Source organism: Vibrio clamense (assembly GCF_050337905.1).
GTDB lineage: Bacteria > Pseudomonadota > Gammaproteobacteria > Enterobacterales > Vibrionaceae > Vibrio > Vibrio cortegadensis.
The window spans coordinates 1-23,057 of the sequence record NZ_JAKJTJ010000019.1; the positions used below are offsets into that span (position 1 = coordinate 1).

Annotated in this window: 17 protein-coding genes and 2 pseudogenes; 6 read left to right on the forward strand and 13 right to left on the reverse strand. The window is 41.5% G+C overall.

Features of this window, described 5'->3' with window-relative positions; translation table 11 throughout:
* Positions 1-1,161 (reverse strand): annotated as a pseudogene (locus L4C39_RS02890) (hypothetical protein); the annotation flags it as partial.
* Positions 1,162-1,579: 418 nt separating this feature from the next.
* Between L4C39_RS02890 and L4C39_RS02895 the strand changes: the two are divergent.
* From L4C39_RS02895 to L4C39_RS02910, 4 genes are all read left to right on the forward strand, one after another.
* Positions 1,580-2,881, forward strand: a complete 1,302-nt coding sequence (locus L4C39_RS02895) for a TolC family outer membrane protein (protein ID WP_429744320.1) — start codon at positions 1,580-1,582, stop codon at positions 2,879-2,881.
* Position 2,882: 1 nt separating this feature from the next.
* Complete coding sequence (locus tag L4C39_RS02900; RefSeq protein WP_017052647.1) at positions 2,883-3,494, forward strand: OmpA family protein; 612 nt, start codon at positions 2,883-2,885, stop codon at positions 3,492-3,494.
* Between the two features lie 139 nt (positions 3,495-3,633).
* On the forward strand, positions 3,634-3,984 hold the full coding sequence (locus L4C39_RS02905) for a DUF2750 domain-containing protein (protein WP_017052648.1): 351 nt from the start codon (positions 3,634-3,636) through the stop codon (positions 3,982-3,984).
* Between the two features lie 225 nt (positions 3,985-4,209).
* Positions 4,210-6,180: a GGDEF domain-containing protein gene (locus L4C39_RS02910; protein WP_429744322.1), complete on the forward strand. Its 1,971-nt coding sequence runs from the start codon at positions 4,210-4,212 to the stop codon at positions 6,178-6,180.
* Here the strand turns inward: L4C39_RS02910 and queC are convergent.
* Positions 6,137-6,838, reverse strand: a pseudogene (gene queC / locus L4C39_RS02915) (7-cyano-7-deazaguanine synthase QueC); the annotation flags it as partial. The gene L4C39_RS02910 and the pseudogene queC sit on opposite strands and share 44 nt — an antisense overlap.
* Positions 6,839-6,887: 49 nt before the next feature.
* On the reverse strand, positions 6,888-7,556 hold the full coding sequence (gene queE / locus L4C39_RS02920) for a 7-carboxy-7-deazaguanine synthase QueE (protein ID WP_171756527.1): 669 nt from the start codon (positions 7,554-7,556) through the stop codon (positions 6,888-6,890).
* A gap of 167 nt (positions 7,557-7,723) precedes the next feature.
* Here queE and L4C39_RS02925 point away from each other — a divergent pair, with 167 nt between their 5' ends.
* Both L4C39_RS02925 and L4C39_RS02930 read left to right on the forward strand, forming a co-directional pair.
* A complete protein-coding gene (locus tag L4C39_RS02925) occupies positions 7,724-8,533 on the forward strand; it encodes a Cof-type HAD-IIB family hydrolase (RefSeq protein ID WP_429744325.1) in 810 nt (269 codons plus the stop codon).
* 201 nt (positions 8,534-8,734) lie between these two features.
* Positions 8,735-10,375 (forward strand): methyl-accepting chemotaxis protein, encoded by a 1,641-nt coding sequence (locus L4C39_RS02930; protein ID WP_429744327.1) that lies wholly within the window; start codon positions 8,735-8,737, stop codon positions 10,373-10,375.
* Positions 10,376-10,465: 90 nt separating this feature from the next.
* On the opposite strand, the gene L4C39_RS02935 is transcribed toward L4C39_RS02930, so the two are convergent.
* The 10 genes from L4C39_RS02935 to L4C39_RS02980 all read right to left on the reverse strand — a co-directional run bounded on the left by L4C39_RS02935 (position 10,466) and on the right by L4C39_RS02980 (position 23,016).
* Positions 10,466-11,938: a phosphatase PAP2 family protein gene (locus tag L4C39_RS02935; protein WP_429744329.1), complete on the reverse strand. Its 1,473-nt coding sequence runs from the start codon at positions 11,936-11,938 to the stop codon at positions 10,466-10,468.
* A 46-nt stretch (positions 11,939-11,984) separates the two neighbouring features.
* Positions 11,985-12,482 (reverse strand): GNAT family N-acetyltransferase, encoded by a 498-nt coding sequence (locus L4C39_RS02940; protein ID WP_429744331.1) that lies wholly within the window; start codon positions 12,480-12,482, stop codon positions 11,985-11,987.
* Positions 12,483-12,632: 150 nt separating this feature from the next.
* Positions 12,633-14,513 (reverse strand): propionyl-CoA synthetase, encoded by a 1,881-nt coding sequence (locus L4C39_RS02945; protein WP_017052656.1) that lies wholly within the window; start codon positions 14,511-14,513, stop codon positions 12,633-12,635.
* A 29-nt stretch (positions 14,514-14,542) separates the two neighbouring features.
* Positions 14,543-15,775: a 2-methylaconitate cis-trans isomerase PrpF gene (prpF, locus tag L4C39_RS02950; RefSeq protein WP_429744333.1), complete on the reverse strand. Its 1,233-nt coding sequence runs from the start codon at positions 15,773-15,775 to the stop codon at positions 14,543-14,545.
* Positions 15,776-15,785: 10 nt separating this feature from the next.
* On the reverse strand, positions 15,786-18,395 hold the full coding sequence (gene acnD, locus L4C39_RS02955; RefSeq protein WP_429744335.1) for a Fe/S-dependent 2-methylisocitrate dehydratase AcnD: 2,610 nt from the start codon (positions 18,393-18,395) through the stop codon (positions 15,786-15,788).
* Positions 18,396-18,424: 29 nt separating this feature from the next.
* A complete protein-coding gene (gene prpC / locus L4C39_RS02960; RefSeq protein ID WP_429744337.1) occupies positions 18,425-19,573 on the reverse strand; it encodes a bifunctional 2-methylcitrate synthase/citrate synthase in 1,149 nt (382 codons plus the stop codon).
* A gap of 207 nt (positions 19,574-19,780) precedes the next feature.
* A complete protein-coding gene (prpB, locus tag L4C39_RS02965; RefSeq protein ID WP_017052660.1) occupies positions 19,781-20,683 on the reverse strand; it encodes a methylisocitrate lyase in 903 nt (300 codons plus the stop codon).
* On the reverse strand, positions 20,680-21,372 hold the full coding sequence (locus tag L4C39_RS02970; RefSeq protein WP_017052661.1) for a GntR family transcriptional regulator: 693 nt from the start codon (positions 21,370-21,372) through the stop codon (positions 20,680-20,682). The genes prpB and L4C39_RS02970 overlap by 4 nt, the downstream gene beginning before the upstream one ends.
* Before the next feature lie 155 nt (positions 21,373-21,527).
* Positions 21,528-22,355 (reverse strand): helix-turn-helix transcriptional regulator, encoded by an 828-nt coding sequence (locus L4C39_RS02975; protein ID WP_429744340.1) that lies wholly within the window; start codon positions 22,353-22,355, stop codon positions 21,528-21,530.
* Positions 22,356-22,413: 58 nt separating this feature from the next.
* Positions 22,414-23,016, reverse strand: coding sequence for a LysE family translocator (locus tag L4C39_RS02980; RefSeq protein ID WP_017052663.1), 603 nt, complete (start codon positions 23,014-23,016; stop codon positions 22,414-22,416).
* Positions 23,017-23,057 lie beyond the last annotated feature (41 nt).

The window sequence follows — 23,057 nt, forward strand, 5'->3', positions numbered from 1 at the left end:
ACTGCTGGCTAACGTACCGTCATTGTTGGTGTCTTCAGTGATCACCACGGTTGGGGCGTCTGGCGACGTGGTATCGCCAACGGTTACGCTGTCGCTGGCTTGTGGCGAAGTGTTACCTGACGGATCAGTAATAGTTGCCGTCACGGTCAGTGACTCACCGTCCGCTGGTACCGGGTATTGGTACGTGATACCGTTATCCAAGTCATCTTGCGTCAACACGCGATCCGGTTGACCCGACACGCTTAAGGTATCGCCCACGTTGGCATTGGCCGGCGGCGTCACAAGGACATCGACCAAACCATCGATTTCACTGCTGGCTAACGTACCGTCATTGTTAGTATCTTCGGTGATCACCACGCTTGGGGCATCTGGAGCCGTGGTATCGCCAACGGTCACGCTGTCACTGGCTTGTGGTGACGTATTGCCCGATGGATCTGTCACGGTGGCCGTCACCGTCAGTGACTCACCGTCCGCTGGTACCGGGTATTGGTACGTGACACCGTTATCCAAGTCGTCTTGCGTCAACACGCGATCCGGTTGACCCGATACGGTTAAGGTATCGCCTACGTTGGCATTGGCAGGTGGTGTCACAAGGACATCAACTAAGCCGTCGATTTCGCTGTTGGCTAACGTGCCGTCATTGTTAGTATCTTCGGTGATCACCACGCTTGGTGCATCAAGGGTTATTGGTAATACTGGTGTTGCTGACGACGTCTGATACGCCTCAAGCAAAGACAAACTTTGTGTTTGTGACAAGCCTAATGCTTCTAACCCTGATGTAACAAAATTCGTATCAGCGAGAACTTCCGCTCCATCACGCTCTACGGCTCCGCTTGTTATTAGGCTTGAACCAGAATTTGTACCTGCTGCCGTTGCAAATTCTTCATTAATTTGCGTTGGGTCTTGCCCCTCTTCCAATGCAGCGAATATCTGCTCGATGTCATCTGTGATGTCATCAAGTTCATTTTGATCATTAACTCGGCTAATCTGTGCTTCAGAAGCAGTGAGATCCGTCATATCAGAAATTGTATTTTCAATGACAAGTTCTCCAGGAAGTACTGTTTCACCCTCTTTTAAAACCTTCACATTACCGTTAAGGTCGATGACCATTATTTGATCTAATGAGGAGATACCTCCTGCAACTAAAGCACTAAAATCCATATAAGCCTCTGCTAACCCGTCTAGTTATTAACAATGTCGTCAATAAGTTGACATTGGTCCTATTTATATAATTAATAAGATAACATTAAACATATTCAACATCAGCTCAAAACGACATTCCGTTAACCAAATGATTACAAAACATTGATTCCCATCACACATAAAAATGGAGCAATATCACACAAAACCTACACATAATTATAAGTCAAGCCTCAAAAACAAATGAAACCAATGATTTATACCACACCTCGTATTTATAAAAATAAGTTAACCTTCGGTGGTAAAAGTTAGTATTATTCGTTCGATCTTTAACATATATAGTGTTACTTTATTGGCGTTTGGTCTTTATTCTCATTATTAAGACGCCTAATACCCTAGTATTATATTTATCAACAATAATTCATGGAGCATCTCATTAATGAGCACTCGGATTAAAATGTTATGTGCCGCTGTAATCATAAGTTCTCCTGCTGCTAGCCAAACCCTTGAACAAGCAGTATCGATCACTCTTGCTACTAACCCAGAAATTAAAAGCGCATTTAACGAATACGTAAGTAAGCGGTATCAAAATGAAGCTTCTGGAGGGGCATATCGTCCGAGTATCGATTTAGATGCAGGAATTGGATATGAAGCTGTAGATTTAGCGTCCGGTACCGAAGATGAATTAACCAGAAAAGAAGCAACAATTACTTTAACTCAGCTGATATGGGATGGTTCATCAACGCTTAATGATATGGATCGTACAGCTGCAGATGCAGAATCTGTCCGATATCAACTTCTTTCTGATGCACAAGACACTGCATTGGAGGTGACAAAGATCTACCTAGATTCAGTTAAAGCCTTTGAAATACTCAGTTTATCGGAAAGTAACTTGGCGGTTCATAAAGAGATATACAAAGATATCAAGCGACGAGCAGAATCAGGGATTGGCTCTACAGCTGACCTTTCTCAAGTAGAAGCTCGTATTGCTAAAGCACATGGAAACCTATTGGCAGCGCAAAATAATCTTTTTGATGTTCATACCCAATTTAAGCGCATTGTTGGTCAGAACCCACAGGGCTTAATTTTTCCAAGAGCGGATCAAAGTACATTACCTCTAACAGTAGACAGCGCAATAGAAGCAGCATTTACCAACCACCCTGTGATTAAAATATCAATGACAGATGTTGATTCTGCCAAATTTCAATATGATCAAACGAAAGGCCGAAATTACCCAACACTCTCTTTTGAAGCAGCTCAAACTTGGCGTGATGACGCTGGCGGTATTGAAGGGAGCAGTGATGAATTTTCAGCCATGCTAAGAATGAAATACAACTTATACAATGGTGGGTCGGATTCTGCTCGTACTGATAGTGCTGCTTATCAACTGAATAAAGCAAAGGATTTACGAGATAGAGCTTACCGAAGTGTTGAAGAGGGATTAAGATTATCTTGGAGCGCACTCGACTTAACCGTACAGCAGAAAGAGTTCTTATCCGATCATGTAGACTCCGCTTCAGACACTGTCATCGCATATAATAAACAATACAGAATCGGCAAGCGAACATTGCTCGATTTACTCAACACTGAAAATGAACTATTTGAGGCCCGAAAAGGCTATGTTGATGCAAAATTTGCAGAGCAATACGCTAAATATCGAGTTCTGAATGCTACGGGTAATTTGTTATCTTCGTTGCGAGTGGATATTCCTAAAGAGTGGACAAAAAAGGTGGACTATTAATATGAAAATCGCATTACTACCACTGGCATTTTGTCTTCTGACTCATGCGACTGCTTCGTTTTCTCAAGACGAATATGACTATCGGGCGACACCAGAAGCTGAACAAATAGCCGATTTACTTGACGATGATCGTGATGGAGTGATCAACGATCGAGATTTATGCCCAGGAACGCCAAGCAAAGCTGAAATTGATAATGACGGCTGTGGTACTTATATTAAAACCTCAGAACAAATGAAGCTTCGAATTTTGTTTGCTAATAATTCCACTGAAATCAATCCCGTTTTTCGTGGTCAAATCCGTCAAATGGCCGATTTTTTAAAGCAGTACCCTTCTACGTCTATTGAACTTCAAGGCTTCGCAAGCAAAGTGGGTAACCCACAAGCGAATATGAAGTTATCGAAAAGACGAGCAGAAAACGTTGAGTCGATGATCATCAGTTACGGTATTAGCCAAACTCGTATTCGCAATGTTGGCTTTGGTGATCATAACCTTTCAGAACAAGGGACAGATCAAGTTAGCCATGCGTTAAACAGAAAAGTTGTTGCCACCGTTGTTGGTCATAAAGGTGAAGTTAAAGAAGAGTGGACTATATTCACTAAAATAGGTAAGTAACTTAACTTTAAAGTTATCACTTGAGATTAGGGGCTATATGTCCCTTTTCCTTTTATAACCATCCTCTCAACTGAATATTTCGTGCATCTTTTACAAAAAATGGTAATCTAACCGCGTCTTATCTACCGAGAAATATACAATGAGCAAATTGACTGCAGACATCCAAGCAAACTTAGACCTTTTTGTTGCTGAAACCAAAGCAAACCAACTAGTTTGGGGCCTTAAAAATGATGAAGGCTGGTTAGCATGCGACTCTACAGAATTTGAAAATAGCGAAGTTATGCCTTTTTGGTCATCAAAAGAAGATGCTCAAGCTCATAATGTAGAAGAGTGGGCTGACTTTGAAATCTTAGAAATTCCATTAGACATTTTTGTTGAAGATTGGCTTTTAACTTTAGCTGAAGATGGCGTTTTGATTGGTACTAACTGGAATAGTACTTTAGATGGCAAAGAACTTGAACCATCTGAGATGGCGAAACTATACCTTTAGTTCAACATCTGAATAAAAGTAATCCTGAATAGAGGTTCTCACCCTCTGCCTCTATTCAAATTTTCCCTTCGATGCTTCACCTCACCTAAATATAAAGTTATTTGAATCAATAATTTAGGCAATAAACAGTATCTATCTCACACTTCTTTAGACTCAGACAATAATTTGTTGTTCTATTTTGTATTCGTTTTTAAAATACGTCGTTAGATCACTTTAAGGTTTATTATGTTTATTCGTAGTTTAATCACGATTATTGTTTTCGTTTACAGCGCCAGCTCATTTTCTCACCAAGTAAACAATAATCAAGAGTGGAATTTAATTTACGAATACAACCTTCGTGATAATAAAGACAATGCGCTTAGTATGCTTGAAGAGAGATATAATTCATTATCTCCAGGTGCGGAAAAACTTTATGTCAGCTCTTTAATCTATGATTTCATGAACCGTTATCATCAGCCGTATTTTGGTCGATTAATTAAAAATCAACCTGAATATAGTGAAATGGAACAATCATATGTTCATGCTCTAAATGATGAAAGCAATGGTAATTTTATAAAAGCGAGTGAGCATTATCTATCTTTACTCGATATTATGAAAAAAAAGAATGACATAAACGGGAAAATGATTTTTGAATATCACTTGTGTAAAGTATTAAATCATCAAGCTCAATACTATAAAGCGAATTATTATTGCTCGGCCCTACAAACACATGTCAATGACAATTCTAAATCCATACTCCCATTACATTTGGCACTAAGAGTAATTGCGAACAATCAGTTCTTTCGTGGTGAGCATAATAATGCTCTTGCGGCTTATCTACACCTAATAGAAGTATTTCCAAATCACGGTGATATATCAGCTGTATACAACGATATTGGAAACCTACTCAAAGTCATAGGTCGTTTTCAACAGTCTGAGACTTATTTACTTCAAGCGTTAAACCTTCGACTAAAATCAAGTAATTCAATGAAATTAGCTCAAGTTCAACATAGCCTCGCGAGCCTGTACTTAGAAAAAAAACAGTTCGACTTAAGCTTAAAGTATTTTAAGTCTGCATTGACAATTCTAAAATCTGAGAGCAATAGCTACGGACTAGGACTGACTTATATTGGGATTGGCGATGCCTATATTGGGAAAGGAAATCATCCATTAGGCGATTCATATCTAACTAAAGGGCTTGAATTTGCTGAAGATCTTGAAAACCAGAAAATGAAAGCGAAAATTTATCTGGCATTAGCTGAGTCTTACTATCAACGTACGCTTTATATTCCAGCTTCAAACTACGCAAAAAATGCACTTAGTATCTCTAAATTAATTCATGACTCTCAATATCAATCAAGCTCATTATTTATTTTATCAAAAATTTATGCGGCTTCTAACTCGTATAAAACGGCCTATGAGTATTATCAGACTTATTCTAATATCGAGCTTGCTAACCGAGATATAGATAATAGAAAAGCCATTGAAGCTCTTGATTTAACAAAAACAAATTTTGAGCAAGAATACAAGCGTTCAGAGTTATTTAATCTAAACCGATATCAAGCGTTACAAATTGAAACTATGCAACGACAAAGCGTGGCTTACAATTTTATCGTTTTTTCTTTGTTTATTATTATTTTAATTTTCATTTATCTAAATCGAAAAACAAAACGAAATGCACAAGTTGATAGTTTAACTGGTATTTTAAATCGCGCAGCTTCAATATCGACTATCAAGGCTCAACCTCACAATAATAATTCTGAATTCAACTCTATTTTAATTTTATTGGATCTAGACAATTTCAAATCAATCAATGACGGGCATGGTCACCCTACTGGTGATCTAGCATTGAAACATGTTACAAATACAATTTCATCTAAGCTTGGTAAATATGACATCTTTGGACGATTAGGTGGTGAGGAGTTTATTATCTTACTAAGAGATGTCGACGAGTTAGATGTAAAATATCGTGTAGAAAGCCTCCATCAAGCCATTTCAATGAAGTCATTTATTTCTGAATCTAATCAAACTCTTAAAATCACTGCAAGCTTTTCATATCTTGCAACATCGAAATCATTACATGACTTTGACGATTTGTATTCCATACTCGACCAAGCGCTATATCAAGCAAAGCAGAATGGTCGAGATTGTATCATTGACGCTTACAACGATCCTATTGATTTGCCAAGCGCTGTTTATTCTTCAATTCACTCATGACCGTTTGGCTGTTGGCTTGGTAATCATTCAAACCAATTTTACGTAATTCACATGAAGGGCAATCACCACACCCGTCACCAATAATTCCGTTATAGCATGTCAACGTTTTCGATCTCACCAACTCTAGAGCATCGTACTGATCGGCTAAAGCCCAAGTCTCCGCCTTATTTAACCACATTAGAGGCGTTAAAATTTCAAATTGACGATCCATTCCCTGCACTAAAGCAGTATTCATCGACTTCACAAATTCATCACGGCAATCCGGGTATCCTGAAAAATCAGTTTCGCAAACACCAGTGATGACACTTTGTGCGCCAATTTGATATGCATAGATTCCAGCCAACGTTAAAAATAGAATATTGCGCCCTGGTACGAAAGAGTTCGGTAAACCGTTCTCCTGCAGTTCGTGAGACACTTCGATATCATCTCGAGTCAAAGAGCTTATTGCGAGTTCATTTAATAGACCAACATCCATCACTTTATGTGCCGTTACGCCCAGTTCATTTGCGAGATTTTGCGCCACTTCTATTTCCAGCTTATGTCGCTGACCGTAATCGAACGTAATAGCATGAACTTCATCAAACTCTTTAAGAGCTTGAACCAAACACGTAGTGGAATCTTGACCGCCACTAAATACAACGACTGCTTTTTTCATCTTAAACCTACTTAAAACATTAAAGGTAGCTCTTTACCTTTAACAGAATGGATTACGCGATACTTAAATATTTATGAGTTTGAATCGATAATCGCCAATTTCTTGCAACACAAGTTTCAATGCATAACTGAGTTGCGCGATCCTTTTGACTTATTGGTTGGAGTGCAACTATCGCCTTATCTGCGGTTCCAAATGTTTCAATCAAGTCATCAAGGTGGTCGATATCCTTCTGGGTTCCGACTGGGTGTTTAATTTCATTTGCACGTAGAAATGCACTTTTCAAAATCGGAAGCTTACCTTTCATAGCTACTTTTGGTGACACTGTAACCCAAGTGTTTGGTGTCACTTTCACTTCTGATGTACCACTTGTTTCAATTTGACACTCACAGCCCAAAACTTCAAAAGCTTCTGTTAACGGGATAAGATCATAGATGCATGGCTCACCTCCCGTAATCACAATGTGTTTCGCTGTAAAGCCATTGGCTTGATACTGATTCACTACATCGGCAGCAGAAACAGAGCACCACGTAGGGCTATCTGATGTTTTCGCTAATACTTCGGCAAGTGGACGCTCATCTTGAGGCGTTGCGTCCCAAGTTTGCTTTGTATCACACCAAGCACAACCTACGGGGCATTCTTGCAAACGTACAAACACGGCAGGTACGCCTGTGAATACACCTTCACCTTGGATTGTTTCGAACATTTCATTAATTTTATACAACGGAGCCTCAACATAACCAACAATCAAAATTTCGAGGCAAAGACAGTAAATCACTCATCCTTCTGCGTCAAATTTAACGCCATTTTTTTCACTTATAAGGCTGAATTTTCTGGTAACTCAACTCAATCTTCAATATTCTGCTTTTTTCTTTCATTTTTAGGTAAGTAATGTACAAGCTCGTTGCACTCGATATGGATGGCACCCTACTCAATAGCCAAAAAGAGATATCCACCGAAAACAAATTAGCGATAGCTAAAGCTAAAGAATTAGGCGTCACTGTTGTACTCGCATCAGGTCGTCCACTTGAAGGTATGAAAAGTAAACTAGACGAATTATCTCTCACTTCTGATAAAGATTTCGTCCTTTTCTACAATGGTTCGATGGTAAAGAATGTTGGCACCAACGAAATTATCCATAACCATATCGTGGATGGAAAAGCCGCAAAACTGATTGCAAAACTCGCGCAAGAACTAAATGTTAATGTGCATGCATTCAGCCAGGTCCACGGTTTAATCACGCCTAAAGCAAGCCAATACACAGAACTTGAGGCATCTATCAACGGCTTGTCTTTAACTGAATTCAATTTCGACGACTTAGAAGATGATCACCCAATCGTCAAGACTATGATTGTTGCGGATCCAGCAATCCTGACAGAGACCATTAAAAAGCTACCAAAAGCGCTTTATGATCAATTTACTATTGTGCAAAGTGCACCTTTTTTCTTGGAATTTTTAAATCCGATGAGTAATAAAGGTGTAGGCATCAAAGCCATTGCTGAATATTTAAACATCAAAGCTGAAGAAGTGATATGTATGGGTGATGCTGAGAATGACCACCACATGCTTGAGTTCGCAGGTTTAAGCATCGCGATGGAAAACGCAATGGATGAAACTAAAGCCATTGCTGATTACATAACATTAAGTAACGATGAGCACGGTGTTGCTGCTGCAATCGATAAGTTTATTTTGAACCCATAACATTGTTTTCATTAGGCAATAATTAATATTTTATTGCCTAATTTTTAAGCTCATCATATTTACTGCCAAACCTCTTCGCAACTATTTTTTAGTTTATCGTACCACTTAACACTTTGTAACATTCAATACTGTAAAGTATTAGCCCGCAATATGAACGCAGAGTAATATCCGCCTATATTTTTACTGTAGTGGCTAATAATAATGAAATCGATAAATAATCTCTCAATCAAAACCAAGATCGCCCTTCCTGTCTCTATGATCGTTCTGCTTTTTTCTTTGATTGCCGTTGTAAATGTAATGAAATCTAATCAACAGGCTGAAATTAACCACAAGTTGACCAATGTTGTTCTACCTGTATTAACGAGTATCGATGATGCTTATCGCGACATATATCAAGTCATTGCGGCAAGCCAAGGTTTATTGCTAGCAACAGACAATGATGCCATCCGTTACAATACGGAAGAGTTTAAAGATAATGCTTACAAAGCCATACCTCGAATAGAAAAAATTCAAGATCTATTCGATGCTGGTATTCTTCCTTCATCGTCAAAAAGTGAGCTTACGACATTAATTAATACCACTGATAAATGGATTAAATTATATGAACCTCTTTTCGAGAAACCTCTGCAATCACATATCTATTTTGCATCCAATCAACAGGCGATTTCTGATCAATTTACACTTATCCGTAAGCAAATTAAATCCCTCAGTAACTTAATAGAAAAAGAACAAAATGATCTGCGTTTGCAATCTAACGAATCCATTACCAGCAGTAAAATCATTCTCGAAATTGGTACGGCTATTTCTATTTTATACGCCTTATTTTCAATTTGGCTGTTAACTCGTTTGATTGTAAAACCAATTCAAAATCTTGAAAAAGCAATGAAAGATATTGCTTCTGGCGATGGCGATTTGTCGCAACGTATTGCGGAAAACAGTTCTGATGAGGTGGGACGTTTATCAAGTGCATTTAACTTATTTGTTGAAAAAATTCACGGCACAGTTGAACAAGTAATTATTACGTCCAATGCCGTACGCTCTGAAATGGAGAATATCAAATCTTTGACTCAAGGGGTTGCAGGTTTCTCTTCTGAACAACAACAAGAGAGTGAAGTTGTTGCCGCCGCGGTTCATGAAATGCAAGCCACCAGCGAAAGCGTTAGTATTAATGCCAATGATGCTGCGACAGCTAGTCAAAGTGCCAATGACGAAATAAAAGCGGCTGGCATTATTCTTGAGAAGACAGTGTCATCAATTGAATGCCTGGCAAGCGATATCGACAACGCAAGCGGTGTTATTCATAACCTCGACACAGATGTCAATAACATTGCTTCTATTCTAGATGTAATTCGTGGTATTGCTGAGCAGACTAATCTTCTTGCCCTTAATGCGGCTATTGAAGCAGCTAGAGCGGGTGAACAGGGACGAGGTTTTGCTGTTGTAGCTGACGAAGTTCGAGCATTAGCAAGTAAAACTCAAGAGAGTACTGGTGAAATACAAACTATGATTGAGCGCTTACAAACTGGGGCAAAACAAGCTGTTTCAGTGATGGAATCAAGCAAAATAAGTGGCGAAGCAACGGTAGAAACGGCAGGTTCAGCCACTAACTCCCTTGAAGACATTCGCCAATCAATCAGTTTAATGAATGAAATGAACACCCATATAGCTACCGCTGCAAGTCAACAAACGAGTGTCAGTGAAGAGGTAAACACCAACGTTCATAAGATCGCTGAAAATAGTTCGCATATGGTTGAGATGGTAAGCAGCGCGGAGAATGCTTGTGAATCACTATCAGAGCAGTGTACAAGCCTTGATCAATTAGTTTCTCAATTCAAAGTCTAAAGTGAACAGATAAAACATTTTTACCTATCAATAAAGTCCGATATTTAATTGTGAAATATCGGATTTTATATAAACACAGGTGCCTAATCTTTAACGTACTTTTGGCCCTTTCAAACAACTCATATAAACAAATAACCAAACTGAAACCATTAATGGAAAGCGCAACATATCTACGATGAGTATGTAAAGACTACTATAATTTAACTGCATTTTAAGATAGTTAAGAGCAAAAGAGCTGACAGTCATCAATCCAATTGATATAACTAATGGGACCAATGAACGGCCCTCAAAACTAAATGAAGAACCCGGTAAACAAAAAACGACAGCGATAGTGACTGTCGCTCCAAGCCATTGAGTAAATATTGGTTGAGGCCAAATCATCGTTAATATTAGGCAAATCAGTGCCATCCCACACCATAAACCTTTTGAAGAGAGTAGCTTGCCTAAGTCAATCTCAGGCTTTCTTTCCAAACGTTCAACATGCCAAGCAATGAGAACACCTAAAATAGCGCCAACGACAATGTCTGAAAAGTAAGTAACCCCCGCACAAAGCTGTGATAAGCCAAACCACACTCCTATCGTAAAAATTAATGCTGAAAATTTGTTCCAATCTAGCCATTTTAGACTCGACATTAATACTAACGAACAGCTCACCCACAATGTAATCGCGATATTAGGAAAACTTAATCCAACATCAGGTAAGCGTTGTAACTCCGGGAAATAGGCATAAGGAGCAGGCAAAGAGAAACCCTGTCTAGCGACGAGAGCCAACAATGAAGTACAAACAAAAACAAACATTACCTTTATAGCCGCCTGTTTTTTCACACAAGAAAACAAGAGCGGAAATAGGATCAATATCAGCCAAGATTGACCAAATATATCTCCCGTAATAATAATAGATCCAATAATATTAGATAACGGTTCCGGCAGCGACGAAATTGAATTTTGTATTTTTTGGATCAGCTCTATTTCGCGCTGATGAAAGACCGGAGCAGCATTAATCAAATCTTCTAAATATAATGCCGGTTGCTCGCTTGCGATGGCGAATATTTTGCGAATGGCATTCCATTGTTCTGGGTATCGATACTGCGAAGCATTCACTCGATTCGGGTCAATCAACATCGCAGAATTCGTCTCTACGCCATAGTGTGGAGCAAACCAAATAGGCAAGACATACCCACCTTCCCAATTCTGGAACTCATAAGCCACCAGTTCAGAATCAGATACACAATCAAAAATAACCGCCGTATCAGTGTATCCAATGACGCTCTTTGCCGTTACCACTAAACCCGTCTCTTCCCATGCTTCACGTTCAGCGGCAGCGCTTGCTGGCTCATGTGGTGATATCCCACCGCCAGGAAGAGAAAACTTACCTGTAATTTTCTCATTGACTAATACAATTTGTTCATCAGCCCGAACTAAGCATAAAGCACCTCGAATATTATCCGGTAGCGCTGTGCTTTGAGCATGAGAAGGAAATGAATGGCTGAGGCCCATAATCGAAATAAAGGTGATGCTAAACAGAAGGGTAAAATGAAGCCATTGAGTCGATCGCTGAAACACGATAAAAATCCTTGAATTAGTAATGCAGTGGTAGTGTATCTCTATTCTACGTTTTCTTCTGTGTCGATTTACCTATCGCTTTACGCATCCACTGAATATGATGAGTGAATCCCATTTTCTGATAAAAATGTTGAGCTGATTGGTTAAATTCCCAAACCTCAACGAACATCTGTTTTACACCATATTGTTCAAAAATGACTTCAATATGTTCAAACAATTTCTGCGCTATTTGTAATTGTCTAAATTTCGGAACAACATACAGTTCGTCAACACTTCCCATTGGAACAGGTTTACTGACCGTAGAGACTAATTCACAAAAATGCCCGGTGATAAATCCAATAATTTCATCATCTTGCTTCGCCACATACACTACACATTCTGGGTCATCGAGATATCGAGCAATACTTTTTTCCTGCTCAATATCTTCAGCCGTTTTAAAATGTTCAGGACATGCTTGATGATGGTGATCATGTAAATCAAACATTAAATCATTCAAATCATCAAGATCCGTGACAACTGCTGCTCTAATTTCAATATTGTGCATTAATGACCTATGAATTGACGTATATAAGTAGTTTGAATGAAGATTACCTGACGAACTAAGGAATTGCTATTTGTAAGATCGACAATCATACATACGAAAAACCCCTTCAATATCAATTGAAGGGGCTAATCAGCACTGATGACCAAAACACTACTCGTGATGAAGAGCTTGCTCAATTTCAGTTAAGCTTGATGGGTCATCAATAGTCGATGGCACTGTATAACTTTCACCATCCGCAATCTGGCGGATCACTCGACGTAAAATTTTACCAGATCGAGTCTTCGGTAAGCGTTCGACGACAAGAGCATGTTTAAAGCAAGCAACTGGGCCAATTTCATGCCGAACTTTGCCCACCAGCTCCCCTTCTAATTCTAAATCATCAATTTTGACGCCATCTTTCAGTACAACTAAACCTAAAGGCATTTGCCCTTTCAAATCATCATGTACGCCAACAACCGCACATTCCGCCACCGCAGGGTGACCTCCGACAATTTCTTCCATTTCTCCGGTTGAAAGCCTGTGTCCTGCTACGTTAATAACATCATCAATTCGACCCATGATGAATAGGTAACCATCTTCATCTAAATAACCGCCATCACCTGATACATAGTAACCAGGGAACTGACTCAGGTAACCGGATTCAAATCTGTCATGATTACGCCAAACCGTCGGTAAACAACCGGGCGGTAATGGACGTTTTAATGCCACAAAGCCTTGCTGATTCGCCGCTAATTGGTCGCCAATTTCATTCAATACTGCCACTTGATAGCCAGGAATAGGTTTTGTAGCAGAACCCGGTTTAACTGGCATTAATTCTAATCCTGTTGGGTTCCCTGCTATCGCCCACCCAGTTTCAGTTTGCCACCAGTGATCGATGACTGGCTTATCGGTTTGCTCAATCACCCACTCTAAAGTTGGTGGGTCTAAACGTTCCCCTGCCATGAAAATGGTTTTAAGTTTAGATAAGTCATACTGGGCCAACAATTCGCCATTAGGGTCTTCCTTTTTTATGGCCCTAAATGCTGTCGGAGCCGAGAACAATGCTTGAACATTATACTCTTCACACACTCGCCAAAATGCACCTGGATCTGGTGTTCGCACAGGTTTCCCTTCGAATAAAACCGTTGTGCAACCGTGAATAAGAGGAGCGTAGACAATATAGGAGTGCCCAACAACCCAACCAACATCCGATGCAGCCCAGAAAACACCATCTTGAGGCATATCGTAAATTGTGCTCATTGAGTATTTCATCGCAACGGCATGTCCACCATTATCACGAACCACGCCTTTAGGTTTCCCTGTAGTTCCTGACGTATAAAGAATATAGAGTGGATCGGTTGATAGTAGAGGCACGCATGCATGCGGAAGCGCACTGGCAGCGGCACTGTTCCATTCGATATCACGTTCATTATCTAATGTCGCCAAACATTCTGGTCTTTGATGAACGAACACTTTTTCAGGCTTCCATCGACTATCCATAATCGCTTGATCAACTAGTGGTTTATATGGCAATACCTTATTTACTTCTATTCCGCATGATGCCGTCATAATCACTTTAGGTTCAGCATCTTCAATTCGAACGGCTAACTCATTAGGGGCAAACCCACCGAACACCACCGAGTGGATCGCACCAAGTCGCGCACACGCTAACATTGCCATTGCGGCTTCTGGGATCATCGGCATATAGATAATAACGCGATCGCCTTTCGACACACCTTGTTCCGCTAGCATTCCAGCCACTTTTGCAACTTGATCTCGTAATTCAAGATAGGTGTATTTTTTCTTGGTGTTGGTGACCGGAGAATCATAAATAATTGCGGTTTGCTCTCCACGGCCTTGATCGCAGTGGTAATCTAACGCCAACCAAGATGTATTTAAAACCCCGTCGGGAAACCATCTTTCAATGCCATTTTGATCATTTTGCAAAATCGTTTTTGGTGCTTCAAACCATGAAAGTTGCTGTGCTTGCTGTCGCCAAAATTGCTCAGGTTCATTTTGTGAAAATTGATATTCATTTAAATAAGCAGACATGATGCCTTCTCCTAATTTTGTCCTAGCCACTAATCAGCCATTTCGCTGTCGTTCAGCTCACAAGTTTCAGCGGGAACTCTGACCCACCCTTCCATGAGAATTCTGGCACTGCGGCTCATCACCGCTTTTTCTACCATCCAACTTTGTGCCTTTTGACTCGCTTTTGCCCCAACTTTTAACGAACCAGAGGGATGACCAAACGTAACCGACTCTTTTACGTCACCTCCGGCTGCCAAATTCACCAATGTACCGGGAACACAAGCCGCAGAGGCAATAGCAACCGCTGCGGTTCCCATCATGGCATGGTGCAGCTTGCCCATAGATAGCGCCCTCACTAATACGTCTACATCCTTCTCAGCAATGGGTTTTCCACTCGACGATTGATGATTTTTAGGTTTAGAGACAAAAGCAACTTTAGGGGTGTGCTGGCTTAATTTTGCTTGCTCAATATCATTAATTAGGCCCATTTTCAAAGCACCATGAGATCGAATCAATTCAAACATAGCCAGGGCTTCAGGGTTATTATTGATATCATCTTGCAACTCAGTGCCTTGATAACCTATTGAGTGAGCATCAATGAAGACGGTTGGAATGCCCGCATTAATTAATGTTGCGTTCAATACGCCAACGTTTGGAACATTAAGATCATCAATTAAGTTGCCAGTGGGGAACATCGACCCATTACTGTCCGCTGGATCCATAAAGTCGACTTGAATTTCCGCCGCGGGAAAGGTAACTCCATCAAGTGAAAAATCGCCCATTTCCTGAACTTGGCCATTGCAAATAGGCACATGCACAATAATGGTTTTCTCTATATTAACTTGCCAAATCCGAACACTGACTATGCCGTCATTTGGAACGCTATCAGGATCAATAAGCCCACTATGGATAGCAAATGGACCAACTGCCGCAGACAAATTGCCGCAGTTTCCTCCCCAATCAACAAAGGCTTTATCAATTGAAACTTGCCCAAAAAGATAATCAACATCATGGTCAGGACTGTCACTTTTGGACACAATCACCGTCTTGCTCGTACTCGACGTTGCGCCCCCCATACCATCAATCTGTTTGGCATAAGGATCAGGGCTTCCAATGACGCGTAGCAGTAAGTTATCTCTCGATTGCCCTGCGACCTGCGCCGATTCAGGTAAGTCACTTAAATTGAAAAATACCCCTTTACTGGTTCCTCCGCGCATGTAAGTGGCAGGTACTTTAATTTGAGGCTTGCTAATAATTCGAGGTTGAAGTTTAGAATCAGTCATTACCTTCTCCCTATTGAGCCAAAAAGTCTTGCGCGAAACGTTGTAATACACCGCCAGCGTTGTAGACGCTCAGTTCATCGGCGGTATCCAATCGACATGTCACAGGTACTTTGACTCTTTCTCCGTTAGTGCGGGTAATGATTAGGGCTAAATCCACACCCGGCTCAATGTCACCAATGACATCATAGAGCTCACTGCCATCCAGTTGCAGACTTTGACGATTAGTCCCAGCCTTGAATTCGAGAGGCAAGACCCCCATTCCGACTAAATTAGTACGGTGAATTCGTTCAAATCCTTCTGCGGCAATCGCCTCAACGCCAGCTAACCGAACGCCTTTTGCCGCCCAATCTCGTGATGAGCCTTGGCCATAATCGGCTCCTGCAACAATGATAAGTGGTTGTTTACGATTCATGTAAGTCTCTATCGCTTCCCACATTCGGCTGACTTTGCCTTCAGGCTCTATTCTGGTCACCGAACCTTGCACCACTTCTCCCTGCTCTTTAACCATCTCATTGAACAGTTTTGGATTCGCAAACGTTGCGCGTTGAGCAGTTAAGTGATCACCACGGTGGGTCGCATAGGAGTTGAAGTCTTCCTCTGGCACTTCCATTTTTGTGAGGTATTCTCCGGCAGCACTGGAAGCAAGAATGGCGTTTGATGGAGACAAATGGTCGGTGGTAATGTTATCGCCTAGTACGGCAAGTGGCCTCATTCCTGATAATGTTCGAGCACCTGCCAATGCACCTTCCCAATATGGCGGACGACGAATATAAGTACTCATTGGTCGCCAATCATATAGTGGGTTGCTATTACTCTCTTCATCATCGAGCTTAAACATTTGGATATAAACTTGATGGAATTGCTCAGGCTTAACACTCTGCTTCACTACCGCATCAATTTCTTCGTCACTTGGCCATAAGTCATTGAGATAAATCGCGTTGCCTTCGTGATCGACACCCAAAGCATCTTTTTCGATATCAAAGCGTATCGTACCTGCAATCGCATAAGCCACAACGAGCGGTGGTGACGCCAAAAATGCTTGTTTTGCGTAAGGATGAATTCGCCCATCAAAGTTTCGATTACCAGACAAGACCGCTGTGGTATAAAGATCACGATTGATAATTTCTTGCTGGATGACAGGATCTAGAGCACCACTCATGCCGTTACATGTAGTACAAGCATACCCAACAATGCCAAAACCTAATTGTTCAAGCTCAGGCAACAAACCTGCCTCTTCTAAATACAATTTTGCGACTTTTGATCCGGGAGCAAACGAGGTTTTCACCCACGGCTTACGCACCAATCCAAGTTGATTCGCTTTTTTCGCCAGTAATGCCGCAGCAACCACATTCCTTGGGTTACTGGTATTTGTACATGATGTTATAGCCGCAATAATAACTGCACCATCAGGCATCGTTTTATCACTGTCTGAGCCGTCTTGCTCTTGCCATTCCCCAGCAATCCCTCTCTCTGTTAGTTCGGCGGTAGGAAGCCTACGATGAGGGTTTGATGGCCCAGCAAGATTACGCTGTACCATAGACAAATCGAACTCAAGTACGCGTTCATATTCCGCATTAACTAAGTCATCCGCCCACAAGCCAGTTTGTTTTGCATAATGTTCAACAAGCGCCACCTGTTCGGCATCTCGCCCTGTGAGCTTAAGGTAATTGATGGTCTGTTCATCGATATAGAACATGCCCGCTGTTGCACCATATTCAGGGGTCATGTTCGAAATGGTGGCTCGATCTCCAATCGTGAGGTCTTTCACACCGCTTCCGAAAAACTCTAAATATGACGACACCACTCGCTGACTTCTTAAAAACTCCGTTATCGCCAACACAATATCTGTCGCAGTAATTCCGGCTTGGCGCTGGCCTGTTATTTTCACTCCCACAATATCAGGTAAGCGCATCATGGACGGACGACCAAGCATGACGGTTTCCGCTTCTAACCCCCCCACACCAATAGCAAGCACACCCAAGGCATCAACATGAGGAGTATGACTATCCGTTCCGACACAAGTATCAGGAAATGCGACACCTTGTTTCACTTGAACCACTGGCGACATTTTTTCTAAGTTAATCTGGTGCATGATGCCGTTACCAGCAGGAATGACACTGACATTTTTAAATGCGGTTTTACACCATTCAATAAAATGGAATCGATCTTCGTTTCGACGATCTTCTATCGCTCGATTCTTTTCAAATGATTCACTATCAAAGCCTGCGTGCTCAACCGCTAATGAGTGATCGACGATCAATTGTGTTTCAACAACTGGGTTAACCTTCGCGGGATCGCCGCCTTGATCCGCAATGGCATCCCGTAGACCAGCCAAATCAACTAATGCCGTCTGACCAAGGATGTCATGGCACACTACTCGCGCAGGATACCAAGGAAAATCCAATTCACTTTTACGCTCAATAATCTGTTTTAGTGAGTCAGTTAATGAGCTCGGATCGCAACGTCTTACTAAATTCTCGGCAAGCACTCTTGATGTATAAGGCAAAGAGTCATACGCGCCTGCTGCTATGCTATTCACCGCTTCACGGGTATCAAAATATTCAACTGAAGTACCCGCTAGTTTTTTCCGATATTGGCTGTTCATATTTACATCACTCATAGATCCATCCATGCATTTTATTGTTATCGTTAGTCACGCAGTTCAATTGGCAACCAATCTTGATGCTCAGGGCCATCGTAATCAGCACTTGGGCGAATAATTCGGTTGTTCGCTCGCTGCTCGTAAATGTGTGCAGCCCAGCCAGTTAAACGACTCATAACAAAAATCGGAGTGAATAGTTTGGTCGGAATATCCAAGAAGTGATAAGCGGAAGCGTGGAAGAAATCGGCATTACAAAACAGTCTTTTTTCGCGTTTCATCACGGCTTCTACGCGCTCAGAAACCGCATAAAGATGTGTATCACCAACAGCAGTCGACAACTCTTTTGACCAGCGTTTTATGAGTGCATTTCGTGGGTCACTTTCACGATAGACGGCATGTCCGAAGCCCATGATTTTGTCTTTGTTTTCTAGCATCGTAAGGATTTTAGATTCTGCCTCTTCCGCCGTTTTCCAATTCTCGATCATCGCCATTGCTGCTTCGTTTGCTCCGCCATGCAATGGACCACGTAAGGTTCCTATTGCTGCCGTCACACACGAATGAATATCTGAGAGTGTTGAAGCGCAGACTCTGCCAGCAAATGTTGAGGCATTGAATTCGTGCTCTGCGTATAAAATCAACGAACAATGCATCACTTTTTTGTGCAATTCAGTGGGTGCTTTATCGGTCAGCATTTTTAAGAAATAGCCACCTGTGCATGTTTCACTTTGATCTTCTGTATCGATGCGCACACCATCATGGCTAAAACGATACCAGTAGCAGATCATGGCTGGAAATAGAGCCAACATACGTTCCGTCGCTTGTTCTTGCTCAGAAAAATCTTGTTCCTGCTCTAAGTTACCTAGCATTGAACAACCCGTTCGCATCACATCCATAGGGTGCGCATCCGCTGGGATCAGCTCCAAGGCGGCTTTCAATTCTTGCGGTAAACCTCGTAAACTGACTAATCGAGATTTGTAGAGATCCAATTCGGTCTGATTCGGTAGGTGGCCTCTCAATAATAGATGAGCGACTTCTTCAAATTGTGCGTTATTGGCTAAGTCGGTAATGTCATAGCCACGATAAGTCAGCCCTGTTCCTGACTTCCCTACGGTACATAATGACGTGGTTCCTGCGCTTTGGCCGCGCAATCCTGCACCACCAATTGCTGGTTTTTTATCGATTGTTGTTGCTGACATTGTGAACTCCTTTTCAGCGGGATCTCAGCCTTTTTCTATACTATGGTGCTTATCACGGCATCTTATAGTGCGTGATAGTGAACCAAATACATCGACTTCCGAACGAATGTACTGGTTTATATCGACCTATAGTTAAGGGCTGTTTTCAGTCTCTGAGACCACACTTCTCACGTTATTGGATTAAGTTAATATTGACGAATTCGTTAATTACACATCAGATTGCTCGTTAAAAAGCTTATCTAATTTGTCTTCATAATCATGATAGTTAAGGTGTTGGTATAGCTCTTTTCGAGTCTGCATTGAGTCTAATAGCGCCTCTTGATTGCCGACCTCAAGTAAGTGTGAGTAAACCATTTCAGCAGCTTTATTCATCGCCCTGAAAGCACTTAACGGATAAAGGACCATATCGACATTCGACTTAGCCAAGTCGTCACATCCGTAGAGAGGGGTTTGCCCAAACTCGGTGATATTGGCAAGAATTGGGACATGTTTTCCACACGCTGATTTCAGAGCTTGAGAGAAAACCTCATACTGCTCTAAAGTGGTCATCGCTTCTGGGAAGATCATGTCGGCACCAGCGTGAACACAAGCAATCGCTCGTTCAATCGCACTATCAATACCTTCAACGGCAAGCGCATCGGTTCGCGCCATGATCACAAATTCTGGATTCACTCTTGCGTCCGCTGCCGCCTTAACTCGGTCAACCATCTCTTGTTTGCTGACAATGGCTTTATTTGGACGATGGCCACAACGCTTCTGAGCAACCTGATCTTCCATATGAATGGCCGCTGCGCCTGCTTTTTCCATCGCTTTGACAGTGCGAGCAATATTAAATGCGCCCCCAAACCCAGTATCGATATCCACCAGCAGTGGCAAATCACATGCATTAGTAATACGCTCTACATCCACCAGCACATCATTCAATGTTGTAATACCCAAATCAGGTAATCCGTATGAAGCATTGGCGATTCCCCCACCGGATAGATAAATCGCTTGATGACCCACATTTTTCGCCATCATTGCACAATACGGATTCACGGTTCCGACAATCTGCAATGGCTCGTTTTGCTCTACAGCCTGTCGAAATTTAGCGCCTGGACTTAAGCTCATTTTTCTTCTCCCTGTTCATTGTCTAACTGCTGCTCTATCAAACGACGGCTGCCTGAGATGTGTCTTCTCATTAGCATTTCGGCTAACTCTTCATCTCGGTTTGTTATCGCTTGAAGAATATATTTGTGCTCATCCAGCGCCTCTTCTGGCCGTGAATGAGATCGGGGTGATTGGTAGCGGTACATACGCAAGAGGTGATATAGCTCGTCGCACAGCAATGACACTAGCTTTTTATTGCGGCTCGCTTTAATAATTTGATAATGGAAATCAAAGTCACCATGTTGATGAAAATAAGACGCCCCTTCAACTTGATCGATATGTTCTGAATGTGTCGACAGTACGGCTTCTAAACTGCGTATTTCTTCTGCCGTAATATGGCGAGCAGCCAATCGTGCCGCCATACCTTCAAGTGCTTCTCGTACAGAATAAAGCTCTAAAAGGTGTTCAGTAGAAAAGCTGATGACACGTGCGCCAATGTGAGGAATTCGTTCAATCAAGCCTAGCCCTTCGACACGCATAATTGCTTCTCGTAATGGGCCGCGGCTCACCTCAAACCGTTTAGCCAGTTCAGGTTCAGAGATTTTACTGCCGGGTGCAATGTCACCTTCAACGATGGCATCAATCAAGTATTCAGTCAGGTTTTCAGACTTAGTATTCTCTTTACTTGTTGCTTTGATTTTTGGCTGCATTGCTATGTTCATATTCATCACTCGTCTGCGAGATAAGTTGTCAACAATTTGTTAACCTGAATATAAAATAGACGATCAAAGTGTCGACAATCAAGTGAATTGTCGACAATTTAGACTAAGGTCTAGAAGGGTGAATTTTAGGGGTCATTAGAGTATTAAAGGAAATATGACTGGTAACACTTTGGTGTAACAGCAATTCTTTTTTTAAAGTTACGCTGAAAATGAGCTTGATCTGAAAAACCAAGACTATTTGATATGTCGACAATTTTACAACCTGTTCGTAACATTTGTTTGGATTTTTTAATTCGAGCATCCAACAAGTACGCATGGGGTGACATACCAAAGTAGTGCCTAAAACGACGAATAAGATGGTATTGACTGATACCAACTTCAGAGACTAACGCTTCTAAACTCAATTGTTCACCGATTTGATCTAGGAGCATCTCTTTTATACGGCGCATATTAGAGCAAGGGCGATAGGTTTGGTTCTGTTGCAGACTATCCATTGAATTTTGCGCATTGAAGCATAGTTCTAAAAAGTCGACCAACTGCACTTCACACGTTAATGGCTCATAATTTTGGTTCAATGATTGAAACAGGTGATTAAAACTCTGATAAAAAAGTTCTGATGTTTCATATTGACGCTCAAAAGGGTGATAATCAATGCGGTTATGTTTGAACAGCTGAGATTGAATCTCCCCCATCCAATGGGCGTCAATGAACAGCATTCTATACGACCACTTTCCCTTCGCTGGGTTACAACTGTGCACATCACTCGGATTAATGGTGACTGTGTCCCCTTGACTGATCGAATGGTTTGTCTGTCGGTTTCTATATAATGCGTTTCCCTGATCAATGATCCCAAACGAAAACTCATCATGTGAATGTTGATGATAACAAGCCGTTGACCGGGTCGCTTTTCGCATCTCAACAAAGGGCAGCAAGTCGCTTCGCTTAAAGAATACGGAATTATCTTGTTTCACAACTCACCCTCCTTGGTAAATCATGCTATTTCATAGTACTTTTTTAACAGCCCTGCTCTTAATCGGCAAGCCACATGGATAGAACCGAACCAATAAGCAACATCGCCATAATCCAGTTAAATATCACCTGTCTACGTTGTGATTGCAAATACTGTCCTATTACACTCCCGGCAACCGCCCATATTGATACCCCAATAAAGCAAATCACAAAAGAGAACAGGCAAAATATTGATAGATAATAGCCACTGCTTCCCTGACCAATCACATATAAGCTGACCCCTGACATCGATACCATCCACGCCTTCGGGTTTACTCCCTGAGAGATTGCGCCATCAAATAAGCTAGGTGCAGACAGCCTCTCTTCTTTACTTCCTACGTTAGGTTCAGCCGTCGCGATTTTAATTGCCATATAGATCAGAAATAGCCCACCGACAATACGCATTCCTCCAGAAATTTGAGGAACAAACGTCGTTAAACTTTCAAGTAAAATGCCAGCAAGAAATACAATTAAAGTGTATGAGATCGTCGCGCCCATGACATAAGGCATGGCTCGTTTGATCCCATAATTAGCAGCCGTACTAGTTGCAATGACATTAACCGGGCCCGGAGAAATGGAACCCACTAAGGCAAAAAGCGCCATTGAAATAAAAACAGTGAACATAATTAAATTCAGTGAATGTGTGGTACCGACAGCCTAGGCTG

What these genes read in the sequence shown, in the direction of transcription:
- L4C39_RS02970 (WP_017052661.1), bottom strand. Translation starts at nt 21,372, where the DNA reads ATGCAGCCAAAAATCAAAGCAACAAGTAAAGAGAATACTAAGTCTGAA.
- L4C39_RS02895 (WP_429744320.1), top strand. Translation starts at nt 1,580, where the DNA reads ATGAGCACTCGGATTAAAATGTTATGTGCCGCTGTAATCATAAGTTCT.
- prpB (WP_017052660.1), bottom strand. Translation starts at nt 20,683, where the DNA reads ATGAGCTTAAGTCCAGGCGCTAAATTTCGACAGGCTGTAGAGCAAAAC.
- L4C39_RS02905 (WP_017052648.1), top strand. Translation starts at nt 3,634, where the DNA reads ATGAGCAAATTGACTGCAGACATCCAAGCAAACTTAGACCTTTTTGTT.
- acnD (WP_429744335.1), bottom strand. Translation starts at nt 18,395, where the DNA reads ATGAGTGATGTAAATATGAACAGCCAATATCGGAAAAAACTAGCGGGT.
- L4C39_RS02910 (WP_429744322.1), top strand. Translation starts at nt 4,210, where the DNA reads ATGTTTATTCGTAGTTTAATCACGATTATTGTTTTCGTTTACAGCGCC.
- L4C39_RS02900 (WP_017052647.1), top strand. Translation starts at nt 2,883, where the DNA reads ATGAAAATCGCATTACTACCACTGGCATTTTGTCTTCTGACTCATGCG.
- L4C39_RS02940 (WP_429744331.1), bottom strand. Translation starts at nt 12,482, where the DNA reads ATGCACAATATTGAAATTAGAGCAGCAGTTGTCACGGATCTTGATGAT.
- L4C39_RS02925 (WP_429744325.1), top strand. Translation starts at nt 7,724, where the DNA reads ATGTACAAGCTCGTTGCACTCGATATGGATGGCACCCTACTCAATAGC.
- L4C39_RS02980 (WP_017052663.1), bottom strand. Translation starts at nt 23,016, where the DNA reads ATGTTCACTGTTTTTATTTCAATGGCGCTTTTTGCCTTAGTGGGTTCC.
- prpF (WP_429744333.1), bottom strand. Translation starts at nt 15,775, where the DNA reads ATGACTGATTCTAAACTTCAACCTCGAATTATTAGCAAGCCTCAAATT.
- L4C39_RS02930 (WP_429744327.1), top strand. Translation starts at nt 8,735, where the DNA reads ATGAAATCGATAAATAATCTCTCAATCAAAACCAAGATCGCCCTTCCT.
- L4C39_RS02945 (WP_017052656.1), bottom strand. Translation starts at nt 14,513, where the DNA reads ATGTCTGCTTATTTAAATGAATATCAATTTTCACAAAATGAACCTGAG.
- prpC (WP_429744337.1), bottom strand. Translation starts at nt 19,573, where the DNA reads ATGTCAGCAACAACAATCGATAAAAAACCAGCAATTGGTGGTGCAGGA.